Origin of the sequence: Pseudomonas gingeri (assembly GCF_013386115.1) — a bacterium.
In the GTDB taxonomy this organism is placed as follows: Bacteria; Pseudomonadota; Gammaproteobacteria; order Pseudomonadales; family Pseudomonadaceae; genus Aquipseudomonas; species Aquipseudomonas gingeri.
The window spans coordinates 427,179-444,313 of record NZ_JACAOR010000002.1 but is presented as its reverse complement, the minus strand read 5'-3'; the positions used below and the strand labels follow the sequence as shown (position 1 = coordinate 444,313).

At 63.3% G+C, this 17,135-nt stretch carries 16 protein-coding genes and 1 tRNA gene; 7 read left to right on the top strand and 10 right to left on the bottom strand.

From position 1 onward, the window contains the following. Positions 1–142: 142 nt before the first annotated feature. The 6 genes from HX881_RS06735 to HX881_RS06710 all read right to left on the bottom strand — a co-directional run bounded on the left by HX881_RS06735 (position 143) and on the right by HX881_RS06710 (position 5,509). Entirely contained in the window at positions 143–547 is a 405-nt protein-coding gene (locus HX881_RS06735) for a hypothetical protein (protein WP_017126996.1), read from the bottom strand. Positions 548–679: 132 nt separating this feature from the next. Beyond that, positions 680–1,618, bottom strand: a complete 939-nt coding sequence (locus HX881_RS06730; protein ID WP_177083560.1) for an alpha/beta hydrolase family protein — start codon at positions 1,616–1,618, stop codon at positions 680–682. 156 nt (positions 1,619–1,774) lie between these two features. Continuing rightward, a tRNA-Phe gene (locus HX881_RS06725) sits at positions 1,775–1,850 on the bottom strand. Positions 1,851–1,953: 103 nt separating this feature from the next. Further along, the gene (locus HX881_RS06720; protein ID WP_017126994.1) at positions 1,954–2,226 is read right to left on the bottom strand and encodes an oxidative damage protection protein; all 273 of its coding nucleotides are present in this window, start codon (positions 2,224–2,226) and stop codon (positions 1,954–1,956) included. Further along, on the bottom strand, positions 2,223–3,290 hold the full coding sequence (gene mutY / locus HX881_RS06715; RefSeq protein ID WP_177083558.1) for an A/G-specific adenine glycosylase: 1,068 nt from the start codon (positions 3,288–3,290) through the stop codon (positions 2,223–2,225). Before mutY ends, HX881_RS06720 begins: the two co-directional genes overlap by 4 nt. Continuing rightward, positions 3,287–5,509 (bottom strand): AsmA family protein, encoded by a 2,223-nt coding sequence (locus HX881_RS06710; RefSeq protein ID WP_177083556.1) that lies wholly within the window; start codon positions 5,507–5,509, stop codon positions 3,287–3,289. The genes mutY and HX881_RS06710 overlap by 4 nt, the downstream gene beginning before the upstream one ends. Before the next feature lie 525 nt (positions 5,510–6,034). Here HX881_RS06710 and HX881_RS06705 point away from each other — a divergent pair. The 7 genes from HX881_RS06705 (at position 6,035) to HX881_RS06675 (ending at position 11,857) form a co-directional block, all read left to right on the top strand. After that, complete coding sequence (locus tag HX881_RS06705; RefSeq protein ID WP_017126991.1) at positions 6,035–7,696, top strand: OFA family MFS transporter; 1,662 nt, start codon at positions 6,035–6,037, stop codon at positions 7,694–7,696. 280 nt (positions 7,697–7,976) lie between these two features. After that, on the top strand, positions 7,977–8,570 hold the full coding sequence (gene hisB, locus HX881_RS06700) for an imidazoleglycerol-phosphate dehydratase HisB (RefSeq protein ID WP_007909204.1): 594 nt from the start codon (positions 7,977–7,979) through the stop codon (positions 8,568–8,570). Then, positions 8,570–9,208, top strand: a complete 639-nt coding sequence (gene hisH, locus HX881_RS06695; RefSeq protein WP_017126990.1) for an imidazole glycerol phosphate synthase subunit HisH — start codon at positions 8,570–8,572, stop codon at positions 9,206–9,208. Before hisB ends, hisH begins: the two co-directional genes overlap by 1 nt. Continuing rightward, positions 9,209–9,469 carry a DUF2164 domain-containing protein gene (locus HX881_RS06690; RefSeq protein WP_017126989.1) on the top strand — a complete coding sequence of 87 codons (261 nt, stop codon included), beginning with the start codon at positions 9,209–9,211 and terminating at the stop codon, positions 9,467–9,469. Positions 9,470–9,510: 41 nt separating this feature from the next. After that, on the top strand, positions 9,511–10,248 hold the full coding sequence (hisA, locus tag HX881_RS06685; protein WP_017126988.1) for a 1-(5-phosphoribosyl)-5-[(5-phosphoribosylamino)methylideneamino]imidazole-4-carboxamide isomerase: 738 nt from the start codon (positions 9,511–9,513) through the stop codon (positions 10,246–10,248). 9 nt (positions 10,249–10,257) lie between these two features. Next, positions 10,258–11,028: an imidazole glycerol phosphate synthase subunit HisF gene (gene hisF, locus HX881_RS06680; RefSeq protein ID WP_017126987.1), complete on the top strand. Its 771-nt coding sequence runs from the start codon at positions 10,258–10,260 to the stop codon at positions 11,026–11,028. 73 nt (positions 11,029–11,101) lie between these two features. After that, complete coding sequence (locus tag HX881_RS06675; RefSeq protein WP_177083554.1) at positions 11,102–11,857, top strand: substrate-binding periplasmic protein; 756 nt, start codon at positions 11,102–11,104, stop codon at positions 11,855–11,857. Between the two features lie 17 nt (positions 11,858–11,874). Here the strand turns inward: HX881_RS06675 and HX881_RS06670 are convergent, their stop codons facing one another. From HX881_RS06670 to gpmI, 4 genes are all read right to left on the bottom strand, one after another. Beyond that, positions 11,875–12,666: a divergent polysaccharide deacetylase family protein gene (locus HX881_RS06670; RefSeq protein ID WP_177083552.1), complete on the bottom strand. Its 792-nt coding sequence runs from the start codon at positions 12,664–12,666 to the stop codon at positions 11,875–11,877. A 1-nt stretch (position 12,667) separates the two neighbouring features. Continuing rightward, positions 12,668–13,990 carry a S41 family peptidase gene (locus tag HX881_RS06665; protein ID WP_017126984.1) on the bottom strand — a complete coding sequence of 441 codons (1,323 nt, stop codon included), beginning with the start codon at positions 13,988–13,990 and terminating at the stop codon, positions 12,668–12,670. Positions 13,991–14,021: 31 nt separating this feature from the next. Beyond that, on the bottom strand, positions 14,022–15,317 hold the full coding sequence (locus HX881_RS06660) for a murein hydrolase activator EnvC family protein (RefSeq protein WP_017126983.1): 1,296 nt from the start codon (positions 15,315–15,317) through the stop codon (positions 14,022–14,024). Between the two features lie 139 nt (positions 15,318–15,456). Continuing rightward, positions 15,457–16,992, bottom strand: a complete 1,536-nt coding sequence (gene gpmI, locus HX881_RS06655; RefSeq protein WP_042935650.1) for a 2,3-bisphosphoglycerate-independent phosphoglycerate mutase — start codon at positions 16,990–16,992, stop codon at positions 15,457–15,459. Positions 16,993–17,135 lie beyond the last annotated feature (143 nt).

The window sequence follows — 17,135 nt, the reverse complement described above, 5'->3', positions numbered from 1 at the left end:
AGCAAGCCGGCTCCCACAAGGCTGGTGTCATGCACCAGCAAGCTGGTTCCCACAAGATTGGCGTCATGCACCAGGCTGTGGGAGCCGGCTTGCCGGCGATGATCGTGAACGGTGACGCGGGGTATCCGATACCCCGACATTGCTAGTCGGCGGCTTTCTGCAGGGCTTGCGAGGCGGCGACATAGTCGGCCTGGAAGGCCGGGCTCTCGATCCAGGCCAGTGCGGCTTCTTCGCTGGCTTCGGTGGCCCACTGGCGATATTCGATCAGGGCGGACAGGATGAAATCCGTCGCCCCTTCCTCGCCTTCCTGCTCCAGTACCAGTTCCAGCAGCGGGTCCTCCAGGAAGACGCCGCACATGGCCTGCTGGCTGGTGGCTTCGGCGTTGCGCATGCGCTTGAAGAGGTCGGTCAGGTCGACCGATTCGAAATCGATCCGATCGTCGTCCACCGGCAGCGACTCGGCCGGCTCGGCGCGACGGGTACGGTTCTGCTTGGCCTTGGCTTTCGCCCGCTGCGCGCGTTTGTGTTGCTTGTTCTCGGATGCCATGGGCTCAGGTGCTTTCGGGAGGAGATAAGTGGGGAATTATCCCTGTGAACCGGCGCAATGCCAAAGCGCATTTTTGCCCGGCCCCAGGACGATAGCGAGCCCGGTTCAACCCGTGACGCGGCGCCTCACGCCTCAGCGCGCAACGATCTGCCCTGGCGTCTGCGCCATCAACTCTCCTTTCCTCAGCCAGTGCAGCGCAATTGGCCAAAGCTTTTCCTGGTACTGACTACGAAAGAACGCGAAATGCCCCACTTCGGTTTCGGCAATCTCTTCAGGGGCGATTCGCAGGTGGGTCCGTTCGCTGCTGGTGAAGTAACCCAGGAGGCGCTCTATGGCCGCTATCGTGCCGAAAGGATCGTCTGTGAGGCTGATGGCGAGGATTTTCGCCTGTACGCGGGAAAACGGCAGGGCGGCGAGCTTTCGTGCGCTGGGGCGTTTCTCGTAGGCCGCCGTCGGGGTGCTCCAGTCCGCCACCACGCCGGCGGGGGTGTCTTCCAGCCAGCCGAGGCGCTTGCCCGGGAAGTAGCCGTAGAGGCGGGTCAGCAGCGGCATCGCGACGTGCCACTTGGCGAACATCTTCCAGCGGGAGGCGGATGCGTAGTCGCGCCAGTAGGCGAATTGCGCGCCGACGGTCACCAGGTGCCGGATCAACTGTCCCGATGCCGCCAGCCCCGCGCCGCAGCCGCCGAAGCTGTGGGCGACGACATCGATCGGCTGGCCGGGGAATTCGCGACTGGCCCGCAGCAGCATCGATTCGAAATCCAGCGCGCCCCAATCGGTCCAGGACGCGTCGAGTCCGCGCATGGAGGCGGGGCGCGATTCGCCGATGCCGCGATAGTCGTAGGTGATCACGTCGAAGTCATTGGCGAACAGATAGTCGGCAAAGCGCGAGTAGTAGCGGCAGCGCAACGAGGTGGCGGCGCTGATGATGACCACCGGGCGCCCGGCCTTGCTCTCGCCGTGGCGCCAGGTGAAGCCACCCAGTACAAAACCATCGACCGCGGCCTCGATAAAGGGCACGGCAATGCAGTCGGCGGGGGAAAGGGCGGATGGGCACTCGGAGGTGGTCATTGGGCAGGTTCCTTGCGTTTGCAGCGAGGCTTGCAGGAATGCCTCGTCACCGCTTTTATCAGAGCCCGACGCTAGCAAATTCCAGGCAATAAAAAACCCGCGCTTGGCGGGTTTTTCAGTTTTCAGATGACTTTGACACCACCTGAAAGTAATTAGTGGTGCCCAGAGACGGAATCGAACCGCCGACACGGGGATTTTCAATCCCCTGCTCTACCGACTGAGCTATCTGGGCAACGGGGCGCATTAAAAGGGTTTTTCGAGGAGTCGTCAAGCACGATTTCAAAAAAAATTTAATTATTACCGTCGCTTACGACTCCAACCGCGAAAACACAGGCTCATTCGGCCGGCGGAACGTAGCCTTCGGCCTTGGCGTATTCCTCGCCGGAAAAGAACTTGTCCATCTCGCCCTGGATGTATTTGCGGTCTTCGGCATTCATCATGTTCAGGCGCTTTTCGTTGATCAGCAGGGTCTGGTGCTTCAACCAGTCGCCCCAGGCCTTCTGGGACACGTGATCGTAGATATCCTGGCCCTTGGCGCCCGGATACGGAGGGCGCTCCAGGCCCGGCAGTTCTTCCTGGTACTTGCGGCACATCACGGTGCGGGTCATTGCAACTCTCCTGCATTCAATACGTCGGCTGCGCGTTTGAGCAGCTTTTTCACCGGGGCGGCAAGGCCCAGGCGCGGCGGGGTGGCGAGGTTATACCAGAGCCAGTCGGCCTCGGCCACGTGATGGGCCGACTCTTCGACCCGCACCAGCCACGGCTCGATGGCCAGCTGGAAGTGGCTGAAGGTGTGCGTCAGGCTCGGCAGTTCCTGCTGGCGCCCCAGTTCCAGCGAGTGTTGCAGGGCAAGATGCGGCAGGTCGTCGAGGCCATCCAGCTCCGGCAGGCTCCACAAACCGCCCCAGAGACCGCTGGAAGGCCTGCGGTAAAGCAGGATGGCGCCTTCGCGGTTGGCCAGCAGTGGCATCAGCGTGCGCTTCTGCGGCACGCTCTTGCGCGGCTTGGGAATCGGGTAGCGGGTCTCCAGGCCATATTTGTGCGCTTCGCAGCCGCTTTCCAGCGGGCACAGCAGGCAACTGGGCTTGCTGCGGGTGCAGAGCGTCGCCCCCAGGTCCATCATCGCCTGGGTGTAGTTGTTCACCCGGGCGTGGGGCGTGAAGCGCTCGGCGTTGGCCCAGAGCTGCCTGGCGACCTTCGGCTCGCCAGGGTAGCCCTCCTGGGCGGTATAACGCGCCAGCACCCGCTTGACGTTGCCGTCGAGGATCGGTGCGCGCAGGCCCATGCTGATGCTGGCGATGGCACCGGCGGTGGACAGGCCGATGCCCGGTAGCTCGGTGAGCCTCTCGACATCCCGCGGGAATTCGCCGCCGTATTCGGCGACGACGATCTTCGCGGTCTTCTGCAGATTGCGCGCGCGGGTGTAGTAGCCCAGGCCGGTCCATAGGTGCAGCACTTCGTCTTCCGGTGCGGCGGCCAGGGCTTCGACCGTCGGCAGGGACGCCATGAACCGGTCGAAATAGTTCAGCACGGTGCTGACCTGGGTCTGCTGCAACATGATTTCCGAGACCCACACCCGGTATGGCGTGATGCCCTGTTGCCAGGGCAGGTCGTGGCGGCCGTGACGGTCATACCAATCCAGTACCGCCGTTGAAAACTGTTCGGCTCTCATCGCTTGAACAGCCCCTTGAGTGCGTTTTTCAGTTCCGGGCTGACCTTGTCGCCGAGCTTTTCGTCGATCTTTTCACTCAGCTTGTTGCCGGCCATGCGCGCGGCCACCTGGCCGAGGCCGTCCTTGTCGATACGGCAGGCCTTGGCCCCGAGTTCCAGGGGACCGCGGCAGCGCAGCGGCCATTCGATCCCGGCGAAGTTCTCGCCGACCTGGCAGGCCGGGTCCGGCATGTCGCTCTTGTCGCCTTCGACGACGATACCCAGGCGGTAGTCCATGCCCAGCACGCGCAGGTCGATATCGCCATTGCCGTTGGCGGTGAGGCCGGGAATGCGCACCTTCATGTCCGGGTTGCTGGCGACGCCGTTGCGGATCGTCAGGCTGCCCTTGAGCTCCTGGAACGGGGTGTCCTTGCCACGCGGCTCGCTGCTCAGGGTCTTGCGGTTGAGCAGGGCGATGCCGGTGCAGAGCTGTTGTTCCAGGTTGGCATTGAGCAGCACGCCGTCATTGAGGACGAAGCTGGCGGTGCCGTTGAGGCTGTCGATCAGGGCTTTGTCGCTGTTGCCGGTGCCGCTCAGGTCGCTGGTGAGGGTCAGTGCGCCCTTGACCGGTGGCTTCTGTCCCTGGGCCTGCAGTACGCGCTCGACCGGCACCTTGTTCAGCCGGGTCTGCAGGTTCAGGCGTGGCTGGTCGTTGCGTACGTCGAGGCTGCCCTTGGTGTCGAAACTGCCGTTGTAGAGATCGCCGCGCAGGCTGGCGAGGGTCAGCAGGCCGCCCTGGCCGGTGGCCTTGATGGCGGCGTTGTCGATCGGCAGCTTTTTCAGGATCAACTGGTCGAAGTTCAGGTCGGCGTCCACGTCCAGGCTGCGCAGGCGTTCGATGGGCAACAGCTTGTCATTGCTCCAGGCGCCCTTGGTCGGCGCGTCGGGCAGCGGCGTGGTACCGGCGACGGCATTGGCTTCGCTGCTCATGACTTCGGCCTGGCGGACTTTCGAGGCGCTGTCGGCATCCGCCGACTTGGGCGGCAGGTAGCGATCGGCGTCGAACTTGTCGGCCTTGAGCTGGACGCGCAGGGACTGCTTGGCGAAGTCCTCGACGGCGATCCGCCCGCTGATGCTGCTGTCGTCGAGTTTCAGGTTGATGTTGTCCAGTGCGAGGCTGGTCGGCGTACCGCTCAGGCGGGTCACCAGCTCGACCTTGCTCAGGCTGCCGTCGGCCACCGGTGGCAGCGGCTGGCCGACGCTGTCGAGGAATTTCATCAGGTCGAACTGGGCAATCGACAGGCCGCCGTTGATCTGGGGCGTCTTGTCGAGGTCGTTGGCCTTCAGCTCGCCGATGGCGCGCAACTGGTTGGCCGACAGCTTGAGGTTGGTCCATTCGGCGACGTTCGCCGCCATATCCACCAGTAGTTGCCCCTGGACCGAGAAGGTCAGGCTCTTGCCCTGCAACGGGTCGCCCGAGGCTTCGCCGGTCAGGCGCATGTCGGCGAGCTGGTAGCGCTTGAGCGCGCGGTCGAAGCGCAGTTCGCCGTTGAGTTCGGTCCTGGCCCGCAGCACCGGCTGGTTGGTGCCGAAGAAGGCGGTCAGCTTGACCGAGATGTCCTTGCCTTCATGAACGGCGCCGGTGCTCAGCTGGATGCTTTCCGAGGTGATCTGGCGTCCGGTCTTTTCATCGCTGAATTCGACCCGGGCGTTGTTCACGGTCAGGCTGTCGATATCCAGGCGGATCGGCTGCGAAGGTTTTTCCGCTTCGGCATTGCCGGCCACCTCGGGCGTACCCGAGGCCTGGCCGGTTGCCCCGGCCGGTGTGGCGCTCGGCAGTGGGCGACCGATGTCTTCCCAGTTGCCGTGGCCGTCCTTGTCGCGGTTGAGCATCAGGTTCAGGCCTTCGACGCGCACGTCGCTCATCTGCACTTCGCGGCGCAGCAGCGGCAGCACGCGGACCGACAGGCCGAGCATCTGCAGGTCGGCAAAGGGCTTGGTCGGATTGGCCAGGGTCGCGACGCTGGCGTCGTGCAGCTCCAGGCCCAGCCATGGGAACAGACTCCAGCCGATGTCGCCATTGAGCGTCAGCTCAATGTGGGCCTTGTCGCGGGCCATCTGGCGAATCTCGTTTTTATAGTCGTTGGGATCGAACCAGTGGGTGAGGGCGAAGCCCAGTGCCACGATGATCAGCAACAACCCGAGAAGTACCAGACCCAGGATTTTGCCGAACGCTTTCATGGGCGAGTCCTTGTAGTCAGTCGAATATGAAGTTAGCCCGCAAGTATAACGCCGCGGGGCAGATGGCAGAGCATGGATACTACCTGCAGCGTCCGCGCAGGCAAATGAAGCCTGTTTGCCGGCACCCGGTTCCCGGGATGGCCGGCCTGCGAGGCACGACGCCCGGTGGTTAGGGGCACTGGCGAATTTTCTGTCGCAGGCTGCTCTGCTGCGTCGGGGCTCGGGGTAAATTTTCGCACGCGCAATTCAGATAGCTGCCAAACATTCGCCTGCCGTTCCGGGGCGTCGCGCCCACGGGGCCCGGCAGGCGCGCTGCACGCTTTCAATGCAGTTGGATTACAAAAGACGATATCAGTTTGGTTTTTCTGTCACGAGCAAATGGTAATCTTCCGACGTTCGTCAGCCCCTCTGCGACGTATTGTCGCGTTTCTGAGCTTTACTCGATAAAACGACCATGCCTGTGTGCACCAAAAGGTCGGAGTGAAGTGTTGCTGTCGAACCATTATTCCAATGGGGGAAACACCAATGAGCACTAGCACCACGGCTGGCAGCCTCGCCACCGAGCCAGCGTTCCTGTCAAAAGAACGCATCATCGCCAAGCCAGGCTTCAATCGCTGGCTGGTCCCACCGGCCGCCCTGGCCATCCACCTGTGCATCGGCATGGCCTACGGCTTCTCGGTGTTCTGGTTGCCGCTGTCCAAGGCCCTGGGCATTACCGCACCGGTCGCCTGCGCGCCGGACATGAGCTTCATCGCACAAGTGTTCTCGTCGCAATGTGACTGGCCGATCTCGATGCTCGGCTGGATCTACACCCTGTTCTTCATCTTCCTCGGCTGCTCGGCAGCGATCTGGGGCGGCTGGCTGGAACACGCCGGGCCGCGCAAGGCCGGTGTGGTGTCTGCACTGTGCTGGTGCGGTGGCCTGCTGATTTCGGCACTGGGGGTCTATACCCACCAGATCTGGCTGATGTGGATCGGTTCCGGTGTGATCGGTGGTATCGGGCTGGGCCTGGGCTATATCTCGCCGGTGTCGACCCTGATCAAGTGGTTCCCGGACAAGCGCGGCATGGCGACCGGCATGGCGATCATGGGCTTCGGTGGTGGCGCGATGGTCGGTGCTCCGCTGGCGGCGGCGCTGATGGGCCACTTCGCTTCGCCGACCAGTGTCGGCGTATGGCAGAGCTTCGTGGTGATGGCGGTGATCTACTTCATCTTCATGATCGGTGGCGCGCTGTCGTACCGCGTACCGCCGACCGGCTGGAAGCCTGAAGGCTGGACCGCGCCAGTGAAGAAGGCGACCAACGCGATGATCACCCATCGTCACGTGCATGTGAACGTGGCCTGGAAGACCCCGCAGTTCCGCCTGGTGTGGCTGGTGCTGTGCCTGAACGTTTCCGCCGGTATCGGCATCCTCGGCATGGCTTCGCCGCTGCTGCAGGAAGTCTTCGCCGGCAAGTTGCTCGGCAACGGCCTGACCTTCGGTCAGCTGGACGCCGGTCAGTTGGGCCAGATCGCCGCCATCGCGGCCGGCTTCACCGGTCTGCTGAGCCTGTTCAACATCGGTGGCCGCTTCTTCTGGGCCTCGTTCTCCGACTATATCGGCCGCAAGGCGACCTACTTCGTGTTCTTCGCCCTGGGCTTCGCGCTCTATGCGTCGGTGCCGAGTCTCGGTCACCTGGGCAGCATCGCCCTGTTCGTGGCGGCGTTCTGCGTGATCCTGTCGATGTACGGCGGCGGCTTCGCCACGGTCCCGGCCTACCTGGCGGACCTGTTCGGTACCCAGATGGTCGGTGCGATCCACGGTCGCCTGCTGACCGCCTGGGCCGCGGCCGGCGTGCTCGGTCCGGTGCTGGTGAACTACCTGCGTGAGTATCAGTTGAGCATCGGCGTGGAACGCGCCGCGGCCTATGACATCACCCTGTACATCCTCGCCGGCCTGCTGGTGCTGGGGTTCATCTGCAACCTGCTGGTGCGTCCGGTGGCCGACAAGTACTTCATGACCGACGCCGAACTGGCCGCCGAACAGGCGCTGGGTCATGACAAGGGCGCCGACAGCACCACCGTGCTGGAGTGGAAAGCTTCCCCTGGCAGCAAGCCGATGGCGATCGCCGCCTGGCTGGTCGTGGGCATTCCGCTGGCGTGGGGCGTGTGGGTCACGCTGCAAAAGACTGCTGTGCTGTTCCACTGATCATCGTCTCGCAGGAGCTGGCTGGCTGGCGATGGCGGTGTGTCAGGCGACGAACAGGTCGCTTGTCCAATCGCCATCGCCAGCAAGCCGGCTCCTACACAGCGGTACAGTGCCAAGGCATTGCGATTCTCTCCGGACAACGTTTCTGCTTGTCCTGACAGGTACATCCCTGGCGGTGCTGGTTCCAGCCCGTCAGGGAGTTCACCTTCCGTGTTTCTGTTTGCCGTCTGCGCCCCTATAATGGTTGCCTTTTTCGCCCAATGATTTTGCGGAGCTGGTGATGGCCGAACGTAAGGCGTCCGTCGAGCGCGACACTCTGGAAACCCAGATCAAAGCCTCGATCAACCTGGATGGCACCGGAAAGGCCCGATTTGATATCGGAGTCCCTTTTCTTGAACACATGCTCGACCAGATCGCCCGTCACGGGCTGATCGACCTGGATATCGAGTGCAAGGGCGACCTGCATATCGACGACCACCACACCGTGGAAGACGTCGGTATCACCCTGGGCCAGGCCTTCGCCAAAGCCATCGGCGACAAGAAGGGTATCCGTCGCTACGGCCACGCCTATGTGCCGCTCGATGAAGCGCTGTCGCGCGTGGTCATCGACTTCTCCGGCCGTCCCGGCCTGCAGATGCACGTGCCCTATACCCGCGCCACCGTCGGCGGCTTCGACGTCGACCTGTTCCAGGAATTCTTCCAGGGCTTCGTCAACCACGCTCTGGTCAGCCTGCACATCGACAACCTGCGTGGCACCAACACCCACCACCAGATCGAAACCGTGTTCAAGGCCTTCGGTCGCGCCCTGCGCATGGCCGTCGAACTGGATGAGCGCATGGCCGGGCAGATGCCATCGACCAAGGGCGTCCTGTAATGCAGACGGTCGCGGTTATCGATTACGGCATGGGCAACCTGCACTCGGTGGCGAAAGCCCTCGAGCACGTCGGTGCCGGCAAGGTGCTGATCACCAGCGATGCCGCGGTGATTCGCGAAGCGGACCGGGTGGTGTTTCCCGGTGTTGGCGCGATTCGCGACTGCATGGCGGAGATTCGTCGCCTGGGCTTCGACTCGCTGGTGCGTGAAGTCAGCCAGGATCGTCCGTTCCTCGGCATCTGCGTGGGCATGCAGGCCTTGCTCGAACGCAGCGAAGAGAACGACGGCGTCGACTGCATTGGTCTGTTCCCCGGCCAGGTGAAGTTCTTCGGCAAGGACCTGCACGAGGCGGGCGAGCACCTGAAAGTGCCGCACATGGGCTGGAACGAAGTGAAACAGGCGGTGGACCACCCGCTGTGGCACAACATCCCGGACCTGGCGCGTTTCTACTTCGTGCACAGCTACTACATCACCGCCGGCAACCCGCGGCAGGTGGTGGGCAACGGTCACTACGGCGTCGACTTCGCCGCGGCGCTGGCCGAGGGCTCGCGCTTCGCCGTGCAGTTCCACCCGGAGAAGAGCCATACCCACGGCTTGCAACTGCTGCAGAATTTCGCCGCCTGGGACGGGCGCTGGTAAATGGCCGCGAAGAAGAGCAAGCCGCCGATCCTGACCCTCACTCCCGAACAGGAGAGCGAGGCCAATCACAAGATCAAGCGCTTCATGGAAGATCGCTTCGAACTGAACCTGGGTTCGTTCGAAGCGGCTGAAATCCTCGACCTGTTTACCCGCGAAATTGCTCCGCACTATTACAACAGGGCGATTTTCGATGTGCAGACGCACCTTAAGGAAAGGTTCGAGAGCATCGAAAGCGACCTGTGGGCGCTCGAGAAAAACTGATTTCCGAGTGAAGCTGAAAAAACGACTTTAAGGTTTGCCAGATGCTGATTATTCCCGCTATCGATCTCAAAGACGGTGCCTGCGTACGTCTGCGCCAGGGCCGCATGGAAGATTCCACGGTGTTCTCCGAAGACCCGGTGAGCATGGCTGCCAAGTGGGTAGAGGGCGGCTGCCGCCGTCTGCATCTGGTCGACCTCAATGGCGCCTTCGAAGGCCAGCCGGTCAACGGCGAAGTGGTCACCGCGATCGCCAGGCGCTACCCGAACCTGCCGATCCAGATCGGCGGCGGCATCCGTTCGCTGGAAACCATCGAGCACTACGTCAAGGCGGGCGTGAGCTATGTGATCATCGGCACCAAAGCCGTGAAAGATCCGGCGTTCGTCGCTGAAGCCTGCCGCGCGTTCCCGGGCAAGATCATCGTCGGTCTGGATGCCAAGGACGGGTTCGTCGCCACCGATGGCTGGGCTGAAATCAGCACCGTGCAGGTCATCGACCTGGCCAGGCAGTTTGAAGCCGACGGCGTGTCCTCGATCGTTTATACCGACATCGCCAAGGACGGCATGATGCAGGGCTGCAACGTGCCTTTCACCGCCGCCCTGGCCGCGGCGACGAAGATTCCGGTGATCGCTTCCGGCGGCATCCACAACCTGGGTGACATCAAGTCGCTGCTCGACGCCAAGGCGCCGGGCATCATCGGCGCAATCACTGGCCGGGCGATCTACGAAGGCACTCTCGACGTCGCCGAGGCGCAAGCCTTCTGCGATTCGTACACAGGCTGAGGACTGACCATGGCGCTGGCCAAACGCATCATCCCTTGCCTGGACGTCGACAACGGTCGCGTGGTCAAGGGCGTCAAGTTCGAGAATATCCGCGATGCCGGCGATCCGGTGGAAATCGCCCGGCGCTACGATGAGCAGGGTGCCGACGAGATCACCTTTCTCGATATCACCGCCAGCGTCGATGGCCGTGACACCACGCTGCATACCGTCGAGCGCATGGCCAGCCAGGTCTTCATCCCGTTGACCGTGGGCGGTGGCGTGCGCACCGTGCAGGACATCCGCAACCTGCTCAATGCCGGTGCCGACAAGGTCTCGATCAACACCGCGGCGGTGTTCAATCCCGAGTTCGTCGGCGAAGCGGCGCAGCACTTCGGTTCGCAGTGCATCGTGGTTGCCATCGATGCGAAGAAGGTTTCGCTGCCGGGCGAAACCCCGCGCTGGGAAATCTTCACCCACGGCGGCCGCAAGCCTACCGGGCTGGATGCGGTGGAGTGGGCGAAGAAGATGGAAGGCCTGGGGGCTGGCGAGATCCTGCTGACCAGCATGGACCAGGACGGTATGAAGAACGGTTTCGACCTCGGCGTCACCCGCGCCATCAGCGATGCCCTGGGCATTCCGGTGATCGCCTCCGGCGGCGTCGGCAATCTCCAGCACCTGGCCGACGGGATCCTCGAAGGCCATGCCAGCGCCGTGCTCGCGGCGAGCATCTTCCACTTCGGCGAGTACACCGTGCCGGAAGCCAAGGCCTACATGGCCGCGCGCGGTATCGTGGTGCGCTGAGCCCAACAGACCGCTGGACAGCATGGCGGCCCCAAGTCACTCTTGAGGCCGCCATGGATTCCGGTTACCCACTATGTCTAAACGCTTTTTCCTCGCGCTTTCCTGCCTGATCGGGCTGTTCTCGGGCGCGGCAGTCGCCGCGGACACCGCCGATGGCGGGATTGTCCTGCTGACGGAAAACTTCCCGCCCTACAACATGGCGAAAAACGGCAAGAACTTCGCCCAGGACGAGAATATCGAAGGCATCGCCGCCGATATCGTGCGCGAAACCTTCAAGCGTGCCGGCATCCCCTACAGCCTGACCCTGCGCTTCCCCTGGGAGCGGATCTACAAGCTTGCCCTGGAAAAGCCCGGCTATGGCGTATTCGTCATGGCCCGCCTGCCCGAGCGCGAGACGCTGTTCAAGTGGGTCGGTCCCATCGGTCCGGACGATTGGGTGATGCTGGCCAAGGGTGACAGCAAGATCGCCCTGGCGGGTGTCGAGCAGGCTCACCGCTACAGGATCGGCGCCTACAAGGGCGACGCCATCGCCGAGTACCTGGAGCAGCACGGCTTCAACCCGGTGATCGCCCTGCGTGACCAGGATAACGCGAGGAAACTGATGGACGGCCAGATCGACCTGTGGGCCTCGGGCGATCCCGCCGGGCGCTACCTGGCGCGGCAGGAGGGGGTTTCCGGGCTCAAGACGGTCCTGCGCTTCAACAGCGCGTCGCTCTACCTGGCCCTCAACAAGGACGTCCCCGATACCGTCGTCGCCCGCTTGCAGGCCGCCCTCGACCAACTGCGCCGCGAAGGTGGCGTGGATCTGATCTTCGCTCGCTACCTGTAGGGGCGTTCAGCCGGGGATCAGTGGTACACGCCCTGCTTGCCATGGGCTTCGGTCGCCTGGTTGCCGCGCAGGGCGATCATCGACCTGATATCGATCCACTCGATGCCCTGTTCCTTGAGCCGCGGCAGTTCGCGTTCCAGGACCGCCAGGGTCTGCGGGTACGGGTGGCCGATGACCACGACCGTGCCCTGCTTGCGTGCCAGCCTGATCGCCGTTTCCAGCTGGGCGGTGATGGCCGGCTCGGTGCGCTCGTTATCGAGGAACACGTCCCGCGAGACGCTCGCCAGGCCGATCTTCTGTGCTTCGGAGGCGGCGACGGTTCGGGCGCTGGTGCGGCTGTCGACAAAGAACTTGTTGCGTCGTTGCAGTTCGCCCATCAGCCAGGCCATGGCCACCGGTTCGGCGGTCATGCGGCTGCCTTCGTGGTTGTTCACGCCACTGGTATAGGGCACCGCCTTGAACGCCGCGGCGAGGCGCTTCTGCAGCTCGTCCAGGGGCAGTTCGGGATGCCAGGCGAAGGGGCCGGTGGCCGGGTCCATGGGCATGTGCAGCATGACGATCTTGCCGGCCTTGTGCGCCTCGCGGGCAAACTCGGCGGCGTGCGGGGTGTCGGGCATGATCGATGGCGTGGCCGGGCCGGGCAGGGCGAGCACACGACGGTCCCGGGGCAGGTTCTGCCCCAGGTCGTCGATGATCAGCGTGAGATAGGCTTTCGGCGGCTTGGGCGAGTCGACCGGCGTTGCGTGGGCAACGCCGACCAGGCAGGCGAACAGCCATCCGAACAGAGCAAGCAGTGACCAGCGCGGCATCTCAATTGCCGCGCGTGACGCTCAGGCCCTTGAGCAGGCTCAGGGCCTGCCCCAGTTGGTAGTCGTCGTCCTGCAGGCGCGCCTTGCCCTTGACCGGCTTGACGCTCGGCTTGTCGGCGCCGCCGTTGCCATTGCCCAGGTGGCCCTGCAGATCGGCTTCCTTGAAGGTTTCGTCATCCTGGGCGCCGGTGACCTTGGCCTGGCGCACTTCGATGTCCGGAACGATGCCCTGGGCCTGGATCGAGCGGCCGTTCGGCGTGAAGTACAGCGCCGTGGTGATCTTCAGCGCGCGATCATTGCTCAGCGGCAGCACGGTCTGCACCGAGCCCTTGCCGAAACTGGTGGTGCCCATCAGCACGGCACGTTTCTGGTCCTGCAGGGCGCCGGCGACGATTTCCGATGCCGAGGCGCTGCCGCCGTTGATCAGCGTCACCATCGGCACGCCTTCGCTCTCGTCGTGGCCGGTGGCCGAGAAGCGCAGCTCGGAGTTGGCGATGCGGCCCTTGGTGTAGACGATCAGGCCCTTGGTGATGAAGTGGTCGACCACTTCCACCGCCGCCTGCAGCACGCCGCCCGGGTTGTTGCGCAGGTCGAGGACGATGCCGTTGAGCTTCTTGCCGTTTTCCTTGCGCAGGGCCGCGAGGGCCTTGGAGACCTCTTCGCCGGTCTTGACCTGGAACTGGGTGATGCGGATATAGCCGTAGCCGTTTTCCAGCAACTGGCTGCGCACGCTCTTGGTGCGGATGATCGCCCGGGTCAGGGTCACGTCGAACGGCGCGCCGCCGTTGCGTACGAGGGTCAGGGTGATCTTCTGCCCGACCTTGCCGCGCATCTTGTCGACGGCTTCGGTCATGGTCTGGCCGCGGGTCGGCTGGCCGTTGATCTTGACGATCAGGTCGCCGGCTTCGATGCCGGCCTTGGATGCCGGTGTGTCATCGATCGGCGAGACGACCTTGACGATACCTTCCTCGCCGGCACCGACTTCGATGCCCAGGCCGCCGAACTCGCCGCTGGTGTCTTCCTGCAACTGGGCGAAATCTTCCGGCCCCAGGTAGGCGGAGTGCGGGTCGAGGTTGCTGAGCATGCCCTTGATGGCATTCTCCAGCAGGGTCTTGTCGTCCACGGGTTCGACATAGGCGGCTTTGATCCGGTCCATGACCTCGGCGAAGGTGCGCAGCTCGTCGAGCGGCAGCGGAGCCTTGGCGGTGACGGCAGGAGCGGCCGCCGGTGCGGGCTGGGCAGGTTGCGCAGCGAACGCGTGGGGCGCGCCGATCACAAGGGCGATCGTCAGGGCCAGCGAGGTGAGGCGGGACAAATGCAGCATGTCGAACGAACTCCTAAATAAGGTACGGCGCCTATCCTTGCGCGCGACACCATTGTGCTGGATCACTCGGGTGACCCTGCTGACGTATAGCGAAATACAACGCTGGTGCGTCCTGACCGCCACTGTTGCCTACAGTAGAGATCGACTCACCGGCTTTTACCACATCGCCCGCTGATTTGAGCAGCGTCTGGTTGTGGCCGTACAAACTCAGGTAGCCATTGCCGTGATCGAGAATCACCAGCAGGCCGGCCCCCCGCAACCAGTCGGCGAACACCACGCGACCGCCGTGCACGGCGTGCACCTGGCTGCCGGCGGCGGCGCTGATCATCACGCCGTCCCACTTGGTCCGGGCGTCATCACCACGGGTTTCTCCGAAGCGCGCAAGCAATCGACCATCAACTGGCCATGGAAGTTTGCCGCGCGCTGAAGCAAAAGGGCCGCCGAAGGATTCTCCTGCGCTGGAAACCAGGGGGCCGGGCGCGGATCTGGGCGGTTTGCGCGGGCTGTCATCGCCTTTGCTGGCCAGGGCCTCGGCCTCACGCTGGCGCTTTTTTTCCGCTTCCTGCTGGGCGAGCAGCGCTTTCTGGCGCGCCTCTTCCGCCTCGCGGGCCTGGCGTGCCAGGGTTTCTTCGATGGTTTTCAGGACTTTCGACAGATCGGCCTGGTCCTGTTCGCGGGCGGCGAGCTTCTGGTCGCGGGCCTTCACGTCTTCGTTGAGCTTGGCGAGGGCGGCCTGGCGTTCCTTGCGGACCTTGTCCAGTTCGTCGCGCTGGCTGTCGAGGCTGCTTTTCTGCACCAGCAACTGGGCTTGCTGCAGATTGATGTCGTTTTCGACATTGGCCAGCTGGCGCAGGGTTTCGTTGAAGTTCTTCAGCTGTTCCAGGCGGGCCTGGCTCAGATAGTCGTAATAGGTGAGGGTGCGGGCGAATTTTTCCGGGTTCTGCTGGTTGAGCAGCAGCTTGAGGTATTCCTGGCGACCGCTCTGGTAGGCGGCGCGGGCCTGGATGGCGATCAGTCGCTGTTGTTCAGTGCGCGCGCTCTGGAGTTTTTTTTTCTCTCCATCGAGCCGCTGCAGTTCGCTTTCGCTCTTTTTCAGCTCTTTCTGCAGGGTTTCGACCTGCTTCTCCAGCTTGCCCATCTCGGTTTCGGTGCCGCGCAGGTCTTTCTGCACGCCGGACTTTTCTTCCTGCAGCTTGCCCAACAGCTTCTTCAGTTCGGCAATGTCCTGACGCGTAGCGTCCAACTGTTGTTGGGTTTGCGCGCGCTCGTCGGCAAAGGCCGGTTGGAGCAGGCAGATCAGAGCTAGGGCGATAAGGGCGCGAAGCATGGGGCGGGCGACACCTGGGAACGGGACGGCCTAGTATGCCCGCCACGCGCTGCAAAAAAAACGTCCAAAAGCGGTTGCTTTCAGGCGTTTCCGATAAAGAGGTAGGCCGACAACCCGCTGTCGGCCTGATTTTTGGCTTTTAGCGGTCCGTCAGGATCGATGTGCCGGTCATCTCTTCTGGCTGCTTCAGGCCCAGAAGCTTGAGCATGGTCGGTGCGACGTCGGCCAATACCCCACCTTCACGGACTTTCAGCTCGCGCTTGCCGACGTAAATGAACGGTACCGGCTCGGTGGTGTGGGCGGTGTGGGCCTGGCCGGTGGATTCGTCTTCCATCTGCTCGACGTTGCCATGGTCGGCGGTGATCAGTGCTTCGCCGCCGACCTTGTCCAGGGCCTCGACGATACGTCCTACACACAAATCCAGGCATTCCACGGCCTTGACGGCCGCGTCGAACACGCCGCTGTGGCCGACCATGTCGCCGTTGGCGTAGTTGACCACGATCACGTCATAGCGCTGGTGCTCGATGGCGTCGACGATCCTGTCCGTGACTTCCGGGGCGCTCATCTCCGGTTGCAGGTCGTAGGTGGCGACTTTTGGCGACGGGATCAGGATGCGTTCTTCGCCCGGGAAGGGTTCTTCCCGACCGCCGGAGAAGAAAAAGGTCACGTGGGCGTATTTTTCGGTCTCGGCGATACGCAGCTGGGTCTTGCCGTTTTTCGCCAGGTAGTCGCCCAGCACGTTTTCCAGGCTGCCCGGGGCGAAGGCCGACGGTGCGGGAATGCTGGCGGCGTACTGGGTCAGCATGATGAAGCCGGCCAGTTTCGGCTGGCGGGCGCGCTCGAAGTCCTTGAAGTCGTCTTCGACGAACACGCGGGTCAGTTCGCGGGCGCGGTCGGCGCGGAAGTTCATGAAGACCACGGCGTCGCCGTCTTCGACCCGGACTTTTTCGCCGATGCTGGTGGCCTTGACGAATTCATCGCTTTCGCCGCGCTCGTAGGCGGCCTGCAGGCCGTCCTGGGCGGTGGCGGCCTGGAATTCGGCCTGGCCGTCGACGATCAGGTTGTAGGCCTGGGCCACGCGGTCCCAGCGGTTGTCGCGGTCCATGGCGAAATAACGCCCCACCAGGCTGGCGATACGGCCCTTGCCCAGGGTGCGGAAGGTTTCATCCAGCAGCTCGATGGACGACTGCGCGCTTTTCGGCGGGGTGTCGCGACCGTCGAGGAAGGCGTGCAGGTAGATCTTCTGCGCGCCGCGCTTGAATGCCAGCTCGGCCATGGCGACCAGGTGGTCCTGGTGGCTGTGCACGCCACCGTCGGACAGCAGGCCAAGGATATGTACCGCCTTGTCGGCGGCCACGGCCTTGTCCACGGCGGCGCAGATGGTCGGGTTTTCGAAGAACTCGCCGTCGCGGATGGCCTTGGTGACGCGGGTGAAGTCCTGGTACACCACCCGGCCAGCACCGAGGTTCATGTGACCGACTTCCGAGTTGCCCATCTGCCCGTCCGGCAGGCCGACATCCATGCCGGAGCCCGAGATCAGGCCGTTGGGCATGGTCGCGGTGAGGCGGTCGAGTACCGGCTTGCTGGCCGAATAGACGGCATTGTAGTCATGGCTCTCACTGTGACCGAAGCCATCCAGGATGATCAGGACCAAAGGTTTAGGCGTGGTAGTCATGGATGGCTCTCGCGGCTGGATTGAAAGGACATGGAAAAAAGAGTCGCAGTTTAAAGCCAAGTTCAAACGCAGTCACCGCCGGGCGGGGTTTGGCCCACCTTGACGGCTGTGTATACTGGCCGACATTTTAACGCCCTGGAACC